Annotated in this window: 18 protein-coding genes and 1 riboswitch; of the genes, 12 read left to right on the top strand and 6 right to left on the bottom strand. The window is 39.4% G+C overall.

Annotation, left to right across the window (positions count from 1 at the left end; genetic code table 11):
* Positions 1-288: 288 nt before the first annotated feature.
* From blaB1PEDO to ACQY77_RS09905, 4 genes are all read right to left on the bottom strand, one after another.
* Positions 289-993, bottom strand: a complete 705-nt coding sequence (blaB1PEDO, locus tag ACQY77_RS09920; protein ID WP_421942298.1) for a PEDO-3 family subclass B1 metallo-beta-lactamase — start codon at positions 991-993, stop codon at positions 289-291.
* A gap of 8 nt (positions 994-1,001) precedes the next feature.
* A complete protein-coding gene (locus tag ACQY77_RS09915; protein ID WP_421942299.1) occupies positions 1,002-1,505 on the bottom strand; it encodes a GNAT family N-acetyltransferase in 504 nt (167 codons plus the stop codon).
* A 314-nt stretch (positions 1,506-1,819) separates the two neighbouring features.
* Positions 1,820-2,416 carry a short chain dehydrogenase gene (locus ACQY77_RS09910; protein ID WP_421942300.1) on the bottom strand — a complete coding sequence of 199 codons (597 nt, stop codon included), beginning with the start codon at positions 2,414-2,416 and terminating at the stop codon, positions 1,820-1,822.
* 66 nt (positions 2,417-2,482) lie between these two features.
* Positions 2,483-4,090, bottom strand: coding sequence for a S41 family peptidase (locus ACQY77_RS09905; RefSeq protein WP_421942301.1), 1,608 nt, complete (start codon positions 4,088-4,090; stop codon positions 2,483-2,485).
* A 190-nt stretch (positions 4,091-4,280) separates the two neighbouring features.
* Here ACQY77_RS09905 and murQ point away from each other — a divergent pair, with 190 nt between their 5' ends.
* The 12 genes from murQ to ACQY77_RS09845 all read left to right on the top strand — a co-directional run bounded on the left by murQ (position 4,281) and on the right by ACQY77_RS09845 (position 16,671).
* Positions 4,281-5,096: an N-acetylmuramic acid 6-phosphate etherase gene (gene murQ / locus ACQY77_RS09900; RefSeq protein WP_421942302.1), complete on the top strand. Its 816-nt coding sequence runs from the start codon at positions 4,281-4,283 to the stop codon at positions 5,094-5,096.
* Between the two features lie 66 nt (positions 5,097-5,162).
* Complete coding sequence (locus ACQY77_RS09895; RefSeq protein ID WP_421942303.1) at positions 5,163-5,729, top strand: hypothetical protein; 567 nt, start codon at positions 5,163-5,165, stop codon at positions 5,727-5,729.
* A gap of 37 nt (positions 5,730-5,766) precedes the next feature.
* Entirely contained in the window at positions 5,767-6,522 is a 756-nt protein-coding gene (locus ACQY77_RS09890) for a Bax inhibitor-1/YccA family protein (RefSeq protein ID WP_421942304.1), read from the top strand.
* 136 nt (positions 6,523-6,658) lie between these two features.
* Positions 6,659-6,761: riboswitch (SAM riboswitch) on the top strand.
* Between the two features lie 170 nt (positions 6,762-6,931).
* The gene (gene metH / locus ACQY77_RS09885) at positions 6,932-10,630 is read left to right on the top strand and encodes a methionine synthase (protein WP_421942305.1); all 3,699 of its coding nucleotides are present in this window, start codon (positions 6,932-6,934) and stop codon (positions 10,628-10,630) included.
* A gap of 230 nt (positions 10,631-10,860) precedes the next feature.
* Positions 10,861-11,097 (top strand): four helix bundle protein, encoded by a 237-nt coding sequence (locus ACQY77_RS09880; RefSeq protein ID WP_421942306.1) that lies wholly within the window; start codon positions 10,861-10,863, stop codon positions 11,095-11,097.
* Entirely contained in the window at positions 11,033-11,236 is a 204-nt protein-coding gene (locus tag ACQY77_RS09875; protein WP_421942307.1) for a four helix bundle protein, read from the top strand. Before ACQY77_RS09880 ends, ACQY77_RS09875 begins: the two co-directional genes overlap by 65 nt.
* A 42-nt stretch (positions 11,237-11,278) precedes the next feature.
* Entirely contained in the window at positions 11,279-12,232 is a 954-nt protein-coding gene (gene metF, locus ACQY77_RS09870) for a methylenetetrahydrofolate reductase [NAD(P)H] (RefSeq protein ID WP_421942308.1), read from the top strand.
* A gap of 18 nt (positions 12,233-12,250) precedes the next feature.
* Positions 12,251-13,645 (top strand): pyridoxal phosphate-dependent decarboxylase family protein, encoded by a 1,395-nt coding sequence (locus tag ACQY77_RS09865; protein ID WP_421942309.1) that lies wholly within the window; start codon positions 12,251-12,253, stop codon positions 13,643-13,645.
* Positions 13,646-13,680: 35 nt separating this feature from the next.
* Entirely contained in the window at positions 13,681-13,986 is a 306-nt protein-coding gene (locus tag ACQY77_RS09860; RefSeq protein WP_421942310.1) for a hypothetical protein, read from the top strand.
* Between the two features lie 85 nt (positions 13,987-14,071).
* Positions 14,072-14,491 (top strand): tail fiber domain-containing protein, encoded by a 420-nt coding sequence (locus ACQY77_RS09855; protein ID WP_421942311.1) that lies wholly within the window; start codon positions 14,072-14,074, stop codon positions 14,489-14,491.
* A 234-nt stretch (positions 14,492-14,725) separates the two neighbouring features.
* Positions 14,726-15,904 (top strand): sensor histidine kinase, encoded by a 1,179-nt coding sequence (locus ACQY77_RS09850; RefSeq protein WP_421942312.1) that lies wholly within the window; start codon positions 14,726-14,728, stop codon positions 15,902-15,904.
* Positions 15,904-16,671, top strand: coding sequence for a LytR/AlgR family response regulator transcription factor (locus ACQY77_RS09845; protein WP_421942313.1), 768 nt, complete (start codon positions 15,904-15,906; stop codon positions 16,669-16,671). Before ACQY77_RS09850 ends, ACQY77_RS09845 begins: the two co-directional genes overlap by 1 nt.
* A gap of 45 nt (positions 16,672-16,716) precedes the next feature.
* Here the strand turns inward: ACQY77_RS09845 and thrC are convergent, their stop codons facing one another.
* Both thrC and ACQY77_RS09835 read right to left on the bottom strand, forming a co-directional pair.
* Complete coding sequence (gene thrC / locus ACQY77_RS09840) at positions 16,717-18,024, bottom strand: threonine synthase (RefSeq protein ID WP_421942314.1); 1,308 nt, start codon at positions 18,022-18,024, stop codon at positions 16,717-16,719.
* Between the two features lie 106 nt (positions 18,025-18,130).
* A complete protein-coding gene (locus ACQY77_RS09835) occupies positions 18,131-19,066 on the bottom strand; it encodes a homoserine kinase (RefSeq protein ID WP_421942315.1) in 936 nt (311 codons plus the stop codon).
* Positions 19,067-19,139 lie beyond the last annotated feature (73 nt).

Below are 19,139 nucleotides of genomic sequence, written 5' to 3'. Positions count from 1 at the left end.
TATTACACAGAGAATCACCGAGGGTTTCCATCTAACTCTGTGGCCTCTGTGCCTTCTCTCTGTGCGCTCGGTGGTAAGAAATACGACATTTAACCACAGAGAAAAGGAGTATTACACAGAGAATCACCGAGGGTTTCTATCTAACTCTGCGGACTCTGTGCTTTCTCTCTGTGTACTCGGTGGTAAGAAACACGCCATTTACTTAAATGTCTTACATGGTGGAAGAAGGCGCCTTATTTTTTGAACCATATAAGCCGTGCTCGCTGGTAAAACAACTACGATATCTATTTATTGCAGCAACTTTAAAGTATGCTCCAGTGATTCCCTGTTTCCCCAGGCCTGGTGGCCGGTAACCACAAATTTTGTATTGGGATATTTCTTTTTTGTCTTTTGGATATTGCCAGGCCAGGCCTTTAAATTCGATTCTGTTATGTTGCCTAAATTCGAAGCCTCTGTACTTTTAACAAAACAACCCCCAAAGAGTACCTGATCTTTTTCGAACCAAATGAGGATGTTGTCTTTGGTATGACCTGCTCCTGGATAATAAGTATTGATTTTATACTGCCCCACAGTAAAGGTGGTATCCTTATCAAAAGTATTTTCGGCCCTGGGCTCGTTATTCGCCTTCAGGATCTGATCCGTTAATTTAGTGGTATAGGTTTTTATGCCCTTGCTTTTAAAAAAGGCTAAACCACCTGCTCTGTCTGCGTGTGAATGGGTCGCAATGGCCAGTACTACTTTCTGCTGGTGCTTCGCTTCAATGCTATCTAAAAAAGGCTGAAACTGTTTCGGATCCCAGGGCGCATCAATTACAACAACACCATTATTGGTAACCAAATACATCGCATTAGCATCTGTTAAATTCCCTTTGTAATCATTATAAGTAGTATACACATAAAGATCACCCTTTAAGTGACTGATTTTTAACGGGTTTGTTTGTGCAATCGCCGGGCTGATAATGGCGCAAAATAATAGGGAGAAAATAAATCGCATATATAATTTTAAAATTTAAGTTGCCAGCTGAGCATATCGTCTACCTCCCCAACATGAATAAAGCCGTTCTTCTCCAATACAGAATAGGAAGGAACATTATCTTTAGTTGTAGAGGCGAATACCGATTTGACATTGGGCTGCTCTTTGGCCCATTGAATTATTCTGCCTACTGCTTCTGTCATAAATCCTTTATCTCTAAATTCTTCGTAAGTGCCATAGCCAATCTCGATTTCACCATTCTGATCGGGCTCGCCTACAAAACAAATATCGCCAACCATGCTATGGTCGGGTTTGGAAATGATCGTCCATAGGGTATGATACAGATAATCCTTGTCTTTATCAGAAACGTTGGGAAGGATACTATATTTTAAAGCTTCCTGAAGTTCAGGAGAGATATTTTTCTTCATGGGAAGCAGGTTGAATTCTTTTTCAAGGGAATGATCATCCTTAACGTATTTTAAAAGCTGCTTATGGGTTAAGGGTCTGAGGATTAAACGGTCGGTCTCTATCATAAATGGGCGTTAACTTAAATAAAATTAGTGTTTTACCGGAAACTAAAAATATTATACCAATAAAAAAAAGTGTTTTTACTTGTTTATAGTTTTGTCTTTAAATCTATTCTATAAATATCAAACCAGGTATTATCTCTACTGATTAAACCCAATTAATAAATTTAAAACGGCTATTCGCCGGATTTCGGTCGGGTTACGGCCTCTCATCTCCGTCATAAGTCCGAACTAACCCCGAACAAAATCCGTATATACTTATAGGTAGATAAGTATTAGATTATACTGGTATTCATCCAATCACTTAAAATTTTCCAATTTTAGTATACTTTAATTACTTGTCCTGTAATAATTCCTAATACACTTTTTTCAAAGGCTTTAACTACTTTGTTCATACTAACCGGAGTTTCTCCGGGAAAGGAGTCAAAGTAAGCCGGAGAATCTTCCACTACATTGGGGCTAATCGCATTTATTCGTACATGGTTGGATAGCTCAGCTGCTGCAGCCACAATAAAAGAATTAAGTCCGCCATTAATGGTACTCAATGCAGCGCCGGCGGCTACGGGATGATCGGCAAGAATACCGGATGTTAGGCTAAATGAGCCCGATGGATTAATGTAATGCTGTCCGATGAGTACCAGGTTAATCTGGCCCAATAATTTATCCAGTAAGCCTTTCTTCATGTTATCACCGGTCATTTGCTGTATTTTTGCAAAAGGACCTTTACCCGTAGTACTGATCAGGGCGTCGAAAGGCCCAATTTGATCGAACATTTTTTTTATGGAAGATTCATCGGTAATGTCCACTTGAAAATCTCCACGGGTGTGGCCTACGCGTATAACTTCATGTTTTTGGGCAAAGGCATCTGCTACTTTTTTGCCTAATGTTCCGGTAGCCCCAACAATAATAATTTTCATATCAATAGCATTTGATAGGAAACAATTAAGGGGTAGTAAATTGTTTTCTCTTTATTGAAAATTAGCTTATTGTAGATTAGCCAGCGCCTGTTTTACAGCGTTATCGCTTTGGTTCGCAGCCTTGTAATAGCCAACATCTCCAAGGTAGTAACGGCAAAGTAACGCCTTCAGGTCGTTTAAAATGATTGCTTTGGCACTATATAGTTGAAAACGATCTATGGGAACATTTCTGCGTTGCATAAAGCCGATGAAATCCTTAAAATCGTTATCACTGATGTTGAATGTATTGATATTCTGCTCTACAAATGAAGCACTGTATCTAAAGGTTAAAATATTAAAAACGTAGTCTGAGAGGACTTTTTTGCTCACCAGGTTGCTATAAAATCTATTATAGCCGGTAGTATCCAGTTTAACAAAAACATCCGGTTGTATACCGCCTACGGTTTTTCCCCTTTTTGAAACATTTACATTTACACCTTCTGCTTTTTCAATAGAATCTTTAAAAGATGTTCTGTCTCCCGTTAACTCACCATCCATCATTCGCTCATCGAGTTCGTGTTTATAAGCATCATATCCTTTTTTGTAAGATTTTTGGATACTGCGACCAGAAGGTGTGTAATATCTTGCGATGGTTAAATTTAAGGCTGAGCCATCGTTAAAGGCAAATTGTTCCTGCACCAGTCCTTTGCCAAAAGATCTGCGGCCAACAATAATACCCCGTCCTAAATCCTGAATGGCACCGGCAACGATCTCACTGGCTGAGGCGGTGTTTTCATTAATCAGGATAGCGAGTTTGCCATTTTGGAAGGCGCCTGTTCCGGTAGAAAAATAATCGGTTCTTGGCTCGTGTTTACCCTGGGTATAAACAATCAACTTATTTTCGGGTAAAAACTGATCTGCGAGGCCGGTTGCAGCGGTAAAATACCCTCCGCCATTGTCCCGCAAATCGAGAATGAGTTTCTTCATGCCCCTTGCTTTCAAACTGGCAGCTGCAGCTGTGAAATCGCTATCGGTGTTGGCACCGAATTTACTGATTCTTACATATCCTGTTTCATTGTTGATCATGTAAGCGGCATCAATGCTACTGATATTCACTTTACCTCGCGTTACCATGATGCGGTTGGGCTGTGTGCTGCCATTGTGGAGCAGTACAACGCCTACACCTGTTCCGGATTTCCCCCTAAATCTTCCGGTTAGCTGATCTTTCGGCAACTGTCTGCCACTTACCATTGTCGAGTCTATACTCAATATTTTGTCGCCCAGTTTTATTCCTGCCTGATAAGCCGGTCCGTCTTTAACTACGCCAGTTACCATCATGGTATCATTGAGCATATAATATTCTATGCCAACACCTTCAAAATTTCCTTCGAGGTTATCGGTCATGTCCTGCGCATCGGTGGGCGGGAGGTATACACTATGTGGATCTAATTGATGTAAAACGCTGTCAATAGGTAAGTTATGTAGTGAATCTGTATTGATTTCATCTACATAATTTTTATTGATGATGTGGAGTATTTCGTCTAATTTGTCGGAGTTTCCATTAGCCAATTGCGGACTTCTCTGTACACCAAATCCCTGATCCTTGATGAATTTAATACCCAAGATCATTCCTGCAATTAAAACGATGGAATAACTTAAGGCGATGAGGAGATTATAGCGGGTGTTCTTTTTCATTAGCGTTACTGCAAATTTATGAAAATTAGCGGGTTGATGTATTTTTTTAACCTTATTTTCATACATTTTGTTTACATTATTTTACGGTAACTTTTTTACGCCTGATACAAATCTTCATTTTGCTTCATATTTTTGAATTTTTAAGCAAGGTTTTAGAAAGAATTTACCGAATTTTATCAAAATTAAATTTATGAATAGAGTTACCGAGTCGGAATCGCACTATAACCACATTGAGAAAATGTCGGTAATGGAGGTTTTGCAAGGCATTAATAATGAGGATAAAACGGTTGCATATGCGGTTGAGAAATGTTTGCCTCAGATAGAGAAGTTAACTTCGGCAGTTGCCGAAAGAATGAAAAAGGGTGGCAGGTTATTTTATATCGGTGCCGGAACGAGCGGGAGGTTAGGTGTGGTAGATGCTTCTGAATGTCCACCAACTTATGGCGTACCTTTTGATTGGGTTGTAGGAATCATTGCTGGTGGCGATACCGCGATTAGAAAAGCTGTAGAGTTTGCCGAAGATGATGAGGAACAAGCCTGGAAAGATTTGATGGAATTTGAAATCAATGAAAAAGATTGTTTGGTAGGTCTTGCGGCTTCAGGTACAACACCTTACGTAATTGGCGGATTGAATACTGCACGTAAACACGGTGTTTTAACGGGTTGCATCGTATGTAATACGGGTGGGCCAATAGCTGCAGAATCTGATTTTCCTGTTGAGGTGGTTGTAGGCCCCGAGTTTATAACGGGATCTACCCGGATGAAATCTGGTACAGCGCAAAAGCTGGTTTTAAACATGCTGAGCACCACAGTAATGGTTCAATTGGGCCGTGTGGTAGGTAATAAAATGGTTGATATGCAGTTAACCAATCATAAGTTAGTAGATCGGGGTACACTTATGGTTGCCGATGAACTAAATATTGGCTACGATGAGGCTGCCGATTTGCTTAGCCGTTATGGAAGCGTGCGTAAAGCAGTAGAAGCAGGCCATCAGGCGCCACATTAATTTTAAAGATAAGGACTTTTGGCTTCGGATACCGCTGTAATTTGGGCCAGGAAAAAAAATGAACTGATGCACGAGATTGAGCCTTACTACCAATGGAGAGATGAATACATTTCAGCAGAAGACGAACGTTCTCCATTTTACAATACCGAATATTCGGAGTTATATTTTGATAAACAGATTTATAACTTCTTATTACACCCGCAGTGGGATGAGTTTGGCTCAAATACACTTTACATGAAGGTATTATTTGCTGATTATGATCGTGCTTATGCCATTATAGAATTTATTGGCGAGTGGAATGATGCCATCAATAATGATATTATGATGTTGAAGCGGGATATTCTGGAGCTGATGATGGATGAGGGAATAAATAAATTTATCCTGATTGGTGAAAATGTGCTGAACTTTCATGCTTCTGATGACAGTTACTATGAAGAATGGTTTCAGGAAGTAGAAGAGGGATGGATTGTTGGCGTTAACTTTCAGGAGCATGTGATTCGCGAATTTCGTGATAATAATATCGATTATTACATTAACTTCGGTGGTGAATTGGATAATCTGCCCTGGAGAACACTAAAACCACTACAGTTCTTTAAGAAAGTTGAAGAACAGCTGACAAAAAGATTAAATTAAAAACTTATTTTTATATTCATAAATACACAAAATAACAATGGAACAACAAAATTATCAATATCAGGACAACAGTGTTTTTGTTCAGGAAGGCAGCGTTTCTAAGAAATTCTTTGCACACGTTTTTACCTGGATGTTTGTTGCCTTAAGTCTTTCTACTGTAGCGGCCTATTTATTTGGCACTAGTGAAAGTTTAATGCAATACTTACTTACCGTTAATCCATCAACAGGAAAAGTAGGAATGTCTATTTTTGGATATATCGCTATGTTTGCACCGCTAGGCTTAGTGTTATTGATGGGCTTTGGTTTAAGCAGATTATCATTGCCAGCACTGATCGGCGTTTTCGTGCTCTATGCCGTATTAACAGGTATTAGTCTAAGCTTTATCTTATTAACTTATACCTCAGGTTCGGTAGTAAGCTGCTTTGGTGGCGCTGCCTTAATCTTCGGAATTATGGCCTTTATGGGTTACACAACCAACATTGATTTGAGTAAATTCGGTCCGATTTTAATGGTGGGCGTTATAGCATTGGTAATTGCAAGCGTAATCAATATGTTTATCCAAAGTGAACAATTTAGTTTGTTTATGGCATTTATTGGTATTGCAATCTTTACTGCATTAACAGCTTATGATGTACAAAAAATTAAAAGAATTGGCGAAGGAATTGAAGCGAGTGGTGAGCAGGTATTACAGGTAGATTCTAAAAAGATGGCTATCGTTGCTGCACTATCACTATATCTTGATTTCTTAAATATCTTCCTTTTCTTACTTCGTATTTTCGGAAGTAGAAAATAGAAATAACGGTTTACAATTTTCTGTTCAAACCGAACAATATTCTTTAAGGCTGTGCAATTTTGCATGGCCTTTGTAATTTTATTTGGCAGCAGGGCGATAATTTTTGGAAATGATGTTGCTTTGTTGCATTTTTGTATGCTTATTAAGAAAGACGGAGGGATTAGACCCAACGAAGTCTTAGCAACCTGTGCCAACAAGGTGCTAAATTCTATCCCGATTTATTCGGGGAAAGATAAGTTTAGGAAGTACGATCATGTGCCAACTTTTTAAATAAGCTTTTTTAAGTATCGGGTATACAGTATCAAGTATCAAGACGAGGTTCTTATAATAGGATCTTTTTTGATCAGTTTTCAGTCTGTGAGTCAGTCTTGATACTTGATACCTAGTACTTACTACTAGACAACAACAAATGGGTATAAGAGAAGAATTAGAGAAACGTATTTTGGTGATTGATGGTGCTATGGGTACCATGATTCAGCGCTATACTTTAACGGAAGAAGATTTTAGAGGCGAGCGCTTTAAAGATCACCCCTGTGATGTTAAAGGCAATAACGATTTGCTTAATATTACACGTCCGGATATTATTAAGCAGATTCATTTAGAATATCTGCAGTCGGGTGCTGATATTATCGAAACCAACACTTTCAGTACACAGCGTATTTCTATGGCTGATTACCAGATGGAAGAGCTGAGCTATGAGCTAAGTTTTGAGGGTGCACGTATTGCGAAAGCGGCTACAACCGAATTTATGGCGCAAAATCCAGATCGGGCTTGCTTTGTTGCAGGAGCTGTTGGACCCACTAACCGCACGCTTTCCTTATCGCCAGATGTGAATGATCCTGGTTTCAGGGCCATCAGTTACGAGGAACTTTTTGATGCTTACTATGAACAAGTTCGAGGTTTGGTGGATGGTGGTTCGGATATTCTCCTGATTGAAACCATTTTTGATACCTTAAATGCTAAAGTGGCCATTGCCGCTATTAAAAAATATGAAGAGATAGTGGGTAAAAAACTGGAGATTATGATCTCTGGAACGATTACCGACGCTTCCGGCCGTACATTGTCGGGGCAAACAGCCGAGGCTTTTTTAAACTCTGTGGTGCATGCAAAACCTTTAAGTATTGGTTTTAACTGTGCTTTAGGCGCTAAAGAAATGCGTCCGCACATAGAAGAATTGGCCGCAAAAGCAGGGTGTTATGTTTCTGCCTACCCAAATGCAGGCTTACCAAACGAGTTTGGTGCTTATGACGAGCAACCTCACGAAACCGCGCATTTGGTTGATGATTTTATAGCTTCCGGATTTGTTAATATTGTAGGTGGTTGTTGTGGTACTACACCTGATCACATTGGTTGTATTGCAGCCAATGCACGCAAAGCAAGCCCTAGAAAGATTCCTACACCTGTTCCAAATATGCGTTTGAGCGGTCTGGAGCCTGTAACTATTACTCCGGAAAGTATTTTTGTAAACGTTGGTGAAAGAACAAACATCACCGGTTCTCCGAAATTCTCTAAATTAATTTTAAGTGGAGATTATGAAGCTGCACTTGCCGTTGCCCGCCAACAGGTAGAAGGTGGTGCACAGGTAATTGATGTGAACATGGACGAAGGAATGTTGGATTCGGAAGCTGCCATGACTAAATTCCTCAACCTGATTGCTTCAGAACCTGATATCGCTAAATTGCCGATCATGGTCGATTCATCGAAATGGAGCGTAATTGAGGCTGGTTTGAAGTGTTTACAGGGGAAAGGTATTGTAAACTCTATTTCCTTAAAAGAAGGAGAAGAAAAGTTTATAGAGAGTGCTAAGAAGATTATGGTTTATGGTGCTGCGGTAGTGGTTATGGCATTTGATGAGCAGGGGCAGGCCGATAACTACGAGCGCAGAATAGAAATTTGTAAAAGAAGTTACGATATCCTGGTGAATGAGGTTGGTTTTCCGCCGCAGGATATCATTTTCGACCCAAATATATTAACGGTAGCAACCGGATTAGACGAACATAATAACTATGCTGTCGATTTTATCAATGCTACCCGTTGGATTAAACAAAACCTGCCACATGCGAAAGTTAGTGGTGGTGTTTCTAATATCTCGTTCTCATTTAGAGGAAACAATGTAGTGCGCGAAGCCATGCACTCGGCTTTTCTTTATCATGCCATCCAGGCAGGATTGGATATGGGAATTGTAAATGCGGGGATGTTGGAAGTTTATCAGGAAATTCCACCAGAATTATTGGAAAGGGTGGAAGATGTATTGTTAAACCGCCGTGATGATGCTACTGAACGCCTGGTAGAGTTTGCAGAAACCGTAAAATCCAAAGGGAAAGAAATTGTGAAGGATGAGGAATGGAGAAAAGGAACAGTAGAGGAAAGGTTATCCCATTCGCTGGTAAAAGGCTTAATTGAACATTTAGATAGTGATGTAGAAGAAGCCCGACAGAAATACGCCCGTCCTATCCAGGTAATTGAAGGTCCGTTGATGGATGGGATGAACATTGTTGGGGATTTATTTGGAGCAGGTAAAATGTTCTTGCCGCAGGTGGTAAAATCTGCCCGAGTAATGAAAAAGGCCGTGGCTTACCTGCTTCCTTTTATTGAGCAGGAAAAGTTAGACAATCCGGATCAGGATCAAAACTCTTCTGCGGGAAGAATTTTACTGGCAACAGTGAAAGGCGATGTTCACGATATTGGAAAAAATATTGTTGGGGTAGTTTTAGCCTGCAACAATTTTGAAGTGATAGACATGGGCGTAATGGTTCCGGCTCAGGAAATCATTAAAAAAGCAAAGGAAATTAAGGCTGATATCATCGGTTTAAGTGGATTAATTACCCCATCTTTAGATGAAATGGTTCATTTTGCCAAAGAAATGGAGCGTGAAGGGTTTACCATTCCTTTAATAGTGGGTGGTGCAACAACCTCCAGAATCCATGCCGCGGTAAAAATTGCACCTAGTTATTCAGGCCCTGCAATTCATGTGCTGGATGCTTCGCGAAGTGTTACCGTTTGTAGTACTTTAATGAATGGCGAAACCCGTGATACCTATATTAATCAGATTAAAGAAGAATATGATAAAGCCCGGGAGGCGCATTTGAATAAGCGTTCTGATAAACGTTTTAAAACGATTGAAGAGGCCCGGGAAAATAAATTTAAGATAGATTTTCAGCCAAACCTGCCAACGCCTGCTTTTACAGGCACCAAGGTGTTTGATGATTATCCCCTGGAAGAATTGGTTCCTTACATTGATTGGACACCTTTTTTCCATACCTGGGAACTTCGCGGAAGCTACCCCAAAATATTCGACGATAAAAATGTAGGCTCAGAAGCGAAGAAACTTTTTGATGACGCACAGACTTTATTGAAGCGTGTACTGGACGAAAAATTATTTACAGCTAAGGGTGTTATTGGATTTTGGCCGGCGAATTCGGTGGGGGATGACATAGAGTTGAGCGTTGATAGTCCTGAGTTGGGAGATGCCAAACCCCAATTTTCAAACCTTAAACCCGTGACTATTCACACCCTGAGGCAGCAGGCAGAGAAAGTAGATGGTCAACCTTATTATGCACTATCAGATTTTATCGCGCCAAAAGAAAGCGGCATTCAGGATTACTTTGGTGGTTTTGCAGTAACTACAGGTATAGGCGTGGATGAGCTGGTTGCGGAGTTTGAAGCCAATCATGACGATTATAACAGCATTATGGCTAAGGCACTGGCTGATCGTTTAGCAGAAGCTTTTGCAGAGCGGATGCATGAGCGTGTACGTAAAGAATACTGGGGTTACGCAAAAGATGAGAACCTTAGCAATCAGGAATTGATCAAGGAAGAATATGCAGGTATTCGTCCGGCACCAGGATATCCTGCTTGTCCGGAGCATACAGAAAAGGGTACTTTATTTGCCCTGCTTGATGCGGAAAACAGAATTGGCTTGCGCTTAACCGAAAGCTATGCCATGTATCCTACAGCAGCAGTAAGTGGCTTTTACTTTGCTCATCCCGATTCAAGATATTTCGGTTTGGGAAAAATCACTAAAGACCAGATTGAAGATTATGCCATCCGTAAAAATATGCCGATTGAAGAGGTGGAACGATGGTTGAGCCCGAATTTAGCCTATTAGGGTTGTGGGTTATGAGTTGTGGGTTGCGGGGGAAGACCCATCGCCTGATTGATGAAATGGAATGTTAGGGTTGTGGGTTACGGGTTGTGAGTTGCGGGGGAAAACCCATCGCCTGATTTACGAAAGGGGATATTAGGGTTGTGGGTTATGAGTTGTGAGTTGCGGGGAAAACCCATCGCCTGATGAAAAGGAATATTAAACCTAAAATATATAAACCAAACTAAAGGTTAATGGAGAAAGAAAAGAAGTTGTATACAGAATTAGATGTTTGGAAGGAAGCCAGAGCTTTAACTAATGCTATATACGTTGCAACCAAACTATTTCCAAAGGATGAAGTATTTGGCCTGGCCAGTCAGATGCGAAGATCAGCAGTATCTATCCCTTCAAATATAGCAGAGGGGTGTGGTAGAAATTATCCAAAAGAGAGCATTCAGTTTTTTTTTTATTGCAAGAGGTTCTATTTATGAATTAGAAACTCAATTATATATATCATTTGACCAAAAATATATTGATGATTTGGTATTACAATCAACTTTGTTAAAATTAGAAACGACTAGAAAATTATTAAATGGGTTCATAAAATATTATCAGCAACTAGTAAAGTAAGCCCAAACCCGTAACCTTGAACCCATAACACGTAACCCAAATATGAAAATTACAGACCATATTAAAAACGCAAAGGGCAAAACCCTATTCTCATTTGAACTGTTGCCGCCAATTAAAGGACAGAGTATTCAATGGGTATATGATGCTATTGATCCATTATTGGAGTTTGAACCACCTTTTATAGATGTGACTTCATTGAGAGAAGATTATATTTATAAAGAACAGGATAATGGATTGTTACAGAAGGTTTCTTATCGTAAACGTCCGGGTACAATAGCGATTTGTGCGGCTATTATTCACAAGTATAAAATCGATGCTGTACCGCATTTAATTTGTGGTGGTTTTACCAAAGAGGAAACAGAAAATGCGTTAATTGACTTGCAGTTTTTGGGTATCGACAATGTTTTAGCTTTACGTGGCGATGCACGTCAGGCCGATGCCGCGTTTATACCGACCAAAGGTGGACACGCTTATGCTACAGACCTCATTCAGCACATTAAAAACCATAATGAGGGAAAATTCCTTCATGAGGATGTAGAAACTTTTAAAAGTGATTTCTGTATTGGTGTGGCCGGGTATCCGGAGAAACATTTTGAAGCACCTAACCTCAACGCCGACTTTAAGTATTTGAAAAAGAAAGTGGATATGGGCGCTGAATTTATCGTTACGCAAATGTTTTTTGACAATCAAAAGTATTTCGATTTCGTGAAAAAATGCCGAGAAAACGATATTAACGTGCCGATTATTCCGGGGTTAAAACCAATTAGTACTGCTAAACAGCTCATTGCACTACCAAAAATTTTCCATATCGATATTCCTGAAGATTTAAGTGATGCGGTAGAAAACTGCAAAACAGCAGCAGATATCAGAGAAACAGGTACTGAATTTATGATTAAGCAATGTAAAGAATTAATGGATTTTGGCGTTCCGGTATTACATTTTTATACCATGGGTAAACCTGAACAAACCAAGCGTATTGCCAAGGCTATTTTCTAAACTTCTTTTCGTTGATTCATGAACCAACAACTCCAAAAAGACAATCAGATATTGCATGAAATCCTTCAGCTTATTCAACAGCAAGGAATAGATTATCTTGATGACCTGCACAATAGATCTACTTCTACTGATGCAACCGTTGATCAGGTAAATGTGTTAACGGAGGAGGGGCTAGGTACAGTTGCAACTCTACAGCAATTTAACCAACGTTTTGAACCTGTTATTGTGGGCTCGTCGGGTCCGCGGTATTGGGGCTTTGTAACAGGGGGAACAACACCTGCTGCTATTGCCGGCGACTGGCTTGCTACAGTTTATGATCAGAATACACAGTCTGCCAAAGGTGCTGGGGATGTTTCTGCTACAATTGAATTAGAAACGATTCAGTTACTGATTTCGCTTTTTAACTTACCCCGCAATTATTTCGGTGGATTTGTAACTGGTGCAACATTATCCAATTTTACCTGTTTGGCAGTCGCCAGACAGTGGTTTGGAAAACAAAAAGGTAAGGATTTTGCCAAAGACGGAATTTCAGAGAAAATTCATGTCCTCTCGGCTACACCACATTCCTCATCTGTAAAATCTTTGGCTATGCTGGGGATTGGAAGTGCTAATGTGATCACCATTCAGGTAGCAGAAGGTAACCGTGAAGCCATAGATATGGTCGACCTGAAGAAAAAGATTGAGGAATTGAATAATGAGCCATTTATTCTCATCTCCAGCGCAGGCACTGTAAATACTGTTGATTTTGACGACTTTGAGGCCATTAATGCGCTTCGGTCTGAATATAATTTCTGGTGGCATATTGATGCTGCTTTTGGTGGCTTTGCTGCCTGTTCGCCAAAATACCGGCATTTGGTTAAGGGTTGGGAAAATGCCGATAGCATAACCGTAGATTGCCATAAATGGTTAAATGTACCCTATGAAAGTGCGGTCTTTTTAATTAAAGAACAGCATCAGCTCCTGCAAATGGAGTCCTTTCAGAATGCCAATGCCGCTTATCTGGGGAATCCATTAGATAACTTCAGTTACCTCAATTTTTTGCCAGAAAACTCCAGGCGCTTAAAAGCCCTGCCCGCATGGTTTACGTTAATGAGTTATGGAAAAAAGGGATATCAGGAGCTGATAGAAGATTGTGTAACCCTCAGCCTAGCCTTTGCCAGCTTTATTGAACAACATCCGGCCTTAGCACTTCTGGCACCTGTTCGATTAAATACAGTTTGCTTTACGCTTCAAAATGAGCAATTAGTTACTCCATTTTTACAAAAACTTAATACCAGTGGAAAGGTTTTTATGACTGCTACCCAATATAAAGGTAAAAAGGGTATCAGGGCTGCATTTGTAAATTGGAGAACAGCTTCAGCTGATGTTGAAACCGTAATTGCTGAAATGAATCAAATTCTTGCAGAACTTTAACACAGCTCAGTTGTTAAGTCATTATATTTGCAAGGATGAAATTAAATGGCTTAAAATATCTGCTAATGATTTGCCTGGTAGCTACTTTGCTGGCTAAGGTGGGAGGCATTACAGCATATCTTTACCATTTTAATCCTGAAAGTACATATGTAATGGCTCATGATGATGCTACCGAAAAAGAAGAAAAAAAGGTAGAAACGGAGTATTTCGATCATCAATTTATGGCTTATGAAGGCTTAAACCAGGAAATCGTTCCGCAAACAAAGCCTGCTCTTCCCGAGCACTTCTTCATCCTATCCTATTTCCCTGAGGTATTAACACCTCCTCCATTATTGGGGTAATATTAAACATCTTTTAAAATTTTATTAATCATACAGTCTATCATTATTGATGGGCTATTATCTATTTTATATATCAATATATCATATGAAACGAGCAATTTCATTCTCTTTTGCAGCATTTTTAGTAGCTGCATCATTACAAATTAGTGCACAGGAAGTGGCACAAACTAACGTAAAACCATTAAATAATTCTGTATCAGTAGTTTCGCAACTGCAGCCGGTAACTTTCAGTTATGATAAGGCTTGGGCTGAAAAATTGAAACTTTCTGCTGCACCGCAGCTGGGTTTCGTTGCCGCAGATGTTCAGAAAGTGATGCCTGAATTGGTTAATCAAAATGCTAAAAGCTATTCGGTAGGTAAAAATGCACTGAGAACTGCAACTGTAGCTACGGTAGATTACGAGCGCTTGATTCCGCTTTTGGTAGGAAGCATAAAAGAACAACAAGAACAGATTGAGGCACTGAAAAGAGAAATCAGTACTTTAAAAAGCAGGTCTGCAAAATAAGATCTGGTATAAGTTTTAGTTCCTGGTTGGCGAACCAGTTTTAAGGATGTTTAAAAATCTTTGGGCAATTGCTACAAGTTTTTAAGCATCCTTTCTTTTTTATATTATTTTCGTAGCCTGATAACCAACTGATCTAGGTTTACTGGCTGAATATTCAGGTTCATAGAATTTTGATTGGATCAAAAGATTAAAGGATGTCTATTTGGATATTATTAATCCATAAATTGAAATCTCATGAACAGTAATTTTATACTTAGTGGACTGGATCACTTACTCAGTGAGAGCACGCTCAGTTCTTTCTTTTATACACTCGTTTTTCTCTTTAGTTTTTACAGGTTTAAAAAGTATCCCGTTAGAATAAAAGGTTACACCTGGTTTACGAATATTTTTGTCTCCTGGTTTATTGTGTCGGCCATGTATCTTGTTGTGCAGGCAGTACAAAATTTTGCCAGGTTTATAGAACATACAAGATTTGGGAATGAAACCAACTTTAAATTTGAGTTTGGAGATTTAGAGTACATCATTCTGATTCCCATAAGTGTAGCTATAATTTTTACGTTTTATTTGTGGGTGAATAGATTTTGGAAACAGCGAATGCGGAGTATTTCCAAAATAATGCTGGCAGATGCTGTATTTGTTTTTGTAATTACGATGTCGGCTATGTGCATTACCCAGATAAGTTTTCGAGGGTTCGGGAATATTATTTATTCCATAACTGTATGGATTCCAGGACCTACAGGCTGTGCGCTGGCATTCGTAGCTTATAATTATTACCACTATCACAAGGGGCTGAAAATGCAGGAGAAAGAGTTACAAATTTCGAGGCTGCAGCAGCAGCTTTCACAATCGCAACTAGATGCGCTTTCCTCTAAAATAAACCCTCATTTTTTGTATAATGCCCTCAATTCAATTGCTGGTTTAGCTGCATCTGATGGTATTAAAACTAGAAACATGGCTATTGCACTTTCTAAGCTTTTCAGGTACAACATTAATAAAGAGGAAAGTAATTATGTAAGTGTTAAGGAAGAACTGGAAATGGTATTGACTTATTTAGAGATCGAGAAAATCAGATTTGAGCAAAGGTTGCAATATAGCTGTAATGTACCTGCTGATTTGGAAGAAGAGTTAATTCCAAGGCACTTGCTTCAGCCCCTGGTAGAAAATGCCGTAAAGCATGGGGGGAGCATAGATCATTTACAAGTTAATATTTCTATAAGTAAGCATGAAAAGGAAATTATAATCTGCGTGGCCGATAATGGGAAACCTTTTGATCAGGACTTTAGCCCAGGTTATGGCATAAAATCATTGTATGATAAACTGGATCTCCTAACATCTGAAAGTTATGAAATTGCTTTTGAAAATAATCCGAAGCAGGTTTGCATATCCATTGGCGACCATAAGAAATTATTGTAATGATTAAGAAATTTAGAACCATCATTGTAGATGATGAATATCCTGCCAGGCTCATGATGAAGGAGTTAACCCATGATCATTTGGATCTGATTGAAGTGATTGGTGAAGCTGAAAATGGCAGGATAGCGATTGAACTAATTGATTCGCTAAAACCTGATTTAATATTTTTAGATATCCAGATGCCAGATATGGAAGCTTTTAGTATGTTACTGCAGCTAAAGCATCAACCTATGGTGGTGTTTACAACGGCCTATGAGCAGTATGCGATAAAAGCTTTTGAAGAGAATGCTATCGATTATCTTTTAAAACCCATAGAGCCAGATAGATTTGCAAAATGTATTGCAAAGCTGAAAAGTGTTGCTCATGGTACACCACAATTGGTTGATTTTAATAGTTTGAAGCAATTCTTTGATCGTTTACAACCTAAAAAGGAGATTACAGCAATTCCGATCAAAGTAAAAGATAAAATACTTTTGGTACGCCTGAGTAAAATAACCTATTTATTAGCTGAACAAGGCTATGTTACTATTCATACAGATAATGGCGAGCAGTTTTTAACTGAGCTTTCATTGTCAGAGTTGGAGGAAAAATTACCCTCAGGTTTTTTACGTGTTCAGCGGTCATACATTATTAATACCGATAAGATACAGGAGATTAAAAAGTATTTCAATAACCGGTTAATTATTTTAATGAGCGACAATCGAAATACCAAGATCGTTTCAGGAACAACTTACATTAACCAAATCAGGTTGGCCTTAGATCTTTAACACAAAAGCCTGGTCAATTTGACCAGGCTTTTGCATTTTAATCATTTATTTACTCAACAAGTAATCTTTAAATCCCTGGAAATCTACTCCCAGTTTATCGGCATGTTTAGGCTTGTTTTCTAAAGCTTTTACCTGTGATGGAATAGTGATTTCGTTGGCCATATCTTTAGGGAAGATATCGGGAAACTTACAAGGATGTGCGGTAGAAAGGAAAACGGCTGCACTCTTATCCGCTGGGTTATCTTTGCGATATTGATCAATAGCCAAATAAGCAATGGCTGTATGTGGACAAGCGATATAATCGAATTTTTTATAAATTTCCTTAATAGCCGATAACGTTTCTTCGTCATCAAAGCGGTAAGCCACCACTTTTTCTTTTAGCTTGGCTAAATCCTGGTTAAATAGATCCATGATGCGAACCCAGTTGCTCGGTGCGCCAACATCCATGGCGTTTGCATAGGTTTGTACAGATGGTTTGGTTTCATAAACACCGTTTTCTAAGTAACGGGGTACGGTATCGTTCACATTGGTGGCCGCAATGAATTGTTTTACCGGCAAGCCCATTTTATAAGCCAGTAAGCCAGCACCAATATTACCGAAGTTACCACTTGGAACAGAGAAAACCACATCATTTAATCCTTGCCTTTTTAACTGGGCATAGGTATTAAAATAATAAAAAGTTTGCGGGATTAATCTGGAAATATTGATTGAGTTTGCAGAGGTCAAGCGGAATTTTTTATTCAATTCTTCATCTGCGAAAGCCTGTTTAACCAAGGCCTGGCAATCGTCAAAAGTGCCTTTTACTTCAATGGCCCTGATATTGGCTCCGTTGGTGGTTAACTGTAATTCTTGTATCGGACTTACTTTTCCTTCAGGATACAGGATGGTAACTCTGGTATTGGGTACACCTAAGAATCCCAGGGCTACAGCGCCACCAGTATCGCCAGAAGTGGCTACCAGTACATCTAAAAGCTGTTCTCCATCTTTGAGGAAGTAAGCCATTACCCGACTCATAAAACGGGCACCAAAATCCTTAAATGCTAACGAAGGACCATGAAACAACTCGAGTACAAATGTTTTTTCATCTAATTTTACTGCCGGTGCATTAAAATTAATGGCTTCCTCAACTAAGGCTTTTAAATCCTCAGCAGGAATTTCATCCTTTAATAGGGTAGAAGCTACTTTGTAAGCGATTTCCGGAAGTGAATACCGATCTATATTTTCAATGAAATCTGCGTCTAATTGAGGAATTTCAACGGGCATATACAATCCTTTATCTAAAGGCATGCTGTTAAAAACGGCTTCTTTAAAGGAAACGCGTAAGTCTTTATTGTTGGTTGAATATAATTTCATGTGGAGGTTTAGGGTTTAGGGTTTGAGGTTTAGGACTTAAGGTTTTTTATGCTTGTTGCTTTATACATTTTACCATGAACCTGATACCTCAAACCTTTTTACAGGCTTATTCAATTTCTCTCGGACCTTCGGCATTAACCGATGATACGAAAGCTTTGCTGTTAATGTTCAATTTATTTAAATATTGCTGTTGGGCTTTGGTAATCTTTTTGGCTGTTGCTTCGTCTGTGGCTAAAGCAAAAACAGAAGGGCCCGACCCGGAAATTCCGAAACCAATGGCACCATTTTCCATAGCCAGTTTGCGCAGGTCTTCAAAACCAGGGATTAAGATAGAACGGGTTGGTTCAACCAGTACGTCTTTCATGCTTCTTCCGATGAGATCGAAATCTTTCATAAATAATCCACTAACCAATCCGGCCACGTTTCCCCATTGGGTTACTGCATCTTTTAAAAACACCTTGCTGCGGATCATTTGACGGGCATCTTTTGTGGGTACATCTACTTCCGGATATACAATAGCTGCATACATTCCTTCTGGAGTAGGTAAGGAAATCACATCTAATGGATCATAGCTTCTAACCAGTACAAAACCACCCATAATGGCGGGAGCAACGTTATCTGCGTGACCATAACCGCAAGCCAGTTCTTCACCCTTCATAGCAAAAGGAACCAATTCTTTAGCGGTTAATAAATCACCCATCAGTTTGTTAATGGCAAATAAACCGGCAACGGTACTGGCTGAACTGGAACCTAAACCACTGCCAATTGGCATTTTTTTGTGAAGCTCAATTTCTACACCAACATCAGGGCGATTAATGTGTTGTAAATAATGTTGAACGCTGGCACTTACGGTATTTTTTGCTGCGTCTAAGGGCAATTTACCGTCATCTCCGGTAATTCTTTTGATGGTAACACCCGGTTTATCGGTAAGGCGCATTTCAACCTCATCTCCGGGCTCATTTACGGCAAAACCGAGTACGTCAAAGCCACAAACTACGTTGGCAACGGTTGCAGGGGCAAAAACTTTTATATAATTTTTCATTTAATCTGTTATCAAGTATTGGGGATTAAGTATCAAGTAATTGAGAATTAAGTATCGAGATGAAGTTTTTGGC

The organism is Pedobacter sp. (assembly GCF_965279535.1).
Lineage (GTDB): Bacteria > Bacteroidota > Bacteroidia > Sphingobacteriales > Sphingobacteriaceae > Pedobacter.
The sequence above is the reverse complement of the archived record's forward strand: the minus strand, read 5'-3'. Positions and strand labels throughout refer to the sequence as shown.

What these genes read in the sequence shown, in the direction of transcription:
- ACQY77_RS09905 (WP_421942301.1), bottom strand. Translation starts at nt 4,090, where the DNA reads ATGAAAAAGAACACCCGCTATAATCTCCTCATCGCCTTAAGTTATTCC.
- ACQY77_RS09890 (WP_421942304.1), top strand. Translation starts at nt 5,767, where the DNA reads ATGGAACAACAAAATTATCAATATCAGGACAACAGTGTTTTTGTTCAG.
- ACQY77_RS09895 (WP_421942303.1), top strand. Translation starts at nt 5,163, where the DNA reads ATGCACGAGATTGAGCCTTACTACCAATGGAGAGATGAATACATTTCA.
- ACQY77_RS09855 (WP_421942311.1), top strand. Translation starts at nt 14,072, where the DNA reads ATGAAACGAGCAATTTCATTCTCTTTTGCAGCATTTTTAGTAGCTGCA.
- metH (WP_421942305.1), top strand. Translation starts at nt 6,932, where the DNA reads ATGGGTATAAGAGAAGAATTAGAGAAACGTATTTTGGTGATTGATGGT.
- ACQY77_RS09850 (WP_421942312.1), top strand. Translation starts at nt 14,726, where the DNA reads ATGAACAGTAATTTTATACTTAGTGGACTGGATCACTTACTCAGTGAG.
- ACQY77_RS09835 (WP_421942315.1), bottom strand. Translation starts at nt 19,066, where the DNA reads ATGAAAAATTATATAAAAGTTTTTGCCCCTGCAACCGTTGCCAACGTA.
- ACQY77_RS09845 (WP_421942313.1), top strand. Translation starts at nt 15,904, where the DNA reads ATGATTAAGAAATTTAGAACCATCATTGTAGATGATGAATATCCTGCC.
- metF (WP_421942308.1), top strand. Translation starts at nt 11,279, where the DNA reads ATGAAAATTACAGACCATATTAAAAACGCAAAGGGCAAAACCCTATTC.
- ACQY77_RS09915 (WP_421942299.1), bottom strand. Translation starts at nt 1,505, where the DNA reads ATGATAGAGACCGACCGTTTAATCCTCAGACCCTTAACCCATAAGCAG.
- ACQY77_RS09865 (WP_421942309.1), top strand. Translation starts at nt 12,251, where the DNA reads ATGAACCAACAACTCCAAAAAGACAATCAGATATTGCATGAAATCCTT.
- blaB1PEDO (WP_421942298.1), bottom strand. Translation starts at nt 993, where the DNA reads ATGCGATTTATTTTCTCCCTATTATTTTGCGCCATTATCAGCCCGGCG.
- ACQY77_RS09860 (WP_421942310.1), top strand. Translation starts at nt 13,681, where the DNA reads ATGAAATTAAATGGCTTAAAATATCTGCTAATGATTTGCCTGGTAGCT.
- ACQY77_RS09880 (WP_421942306.1), top strand. Translation starts at nt 10,861, where the DNA reads ATGGAGAAAGAAAAGAAGTTGTATACAGAATTAGATGTTTGGAAGGAA.
- murQ (WP_421942302.1), top strand. Translation starts at nt 4,281, where the DNA reads ATGAATAGAGTTACCGAGTCGGAATCGCACTATAACCACATTGAGAAA.
- thrC (WP_421942314.1), bottom strand. Translation starts at nt 18,024, where the DNA reads ATGAAATTATATTCAACCAACAATAAAGACTTACGCGTTTCCTTTAAA.
- ACQY77_RS09910 (WP_421942300.1), bottom strand. Translation starts at nt 2,416, where the DNA reads ATGAAAATTATTATTGTTGGGGCTACCGGAACATTAGGCAAAAAAGTA.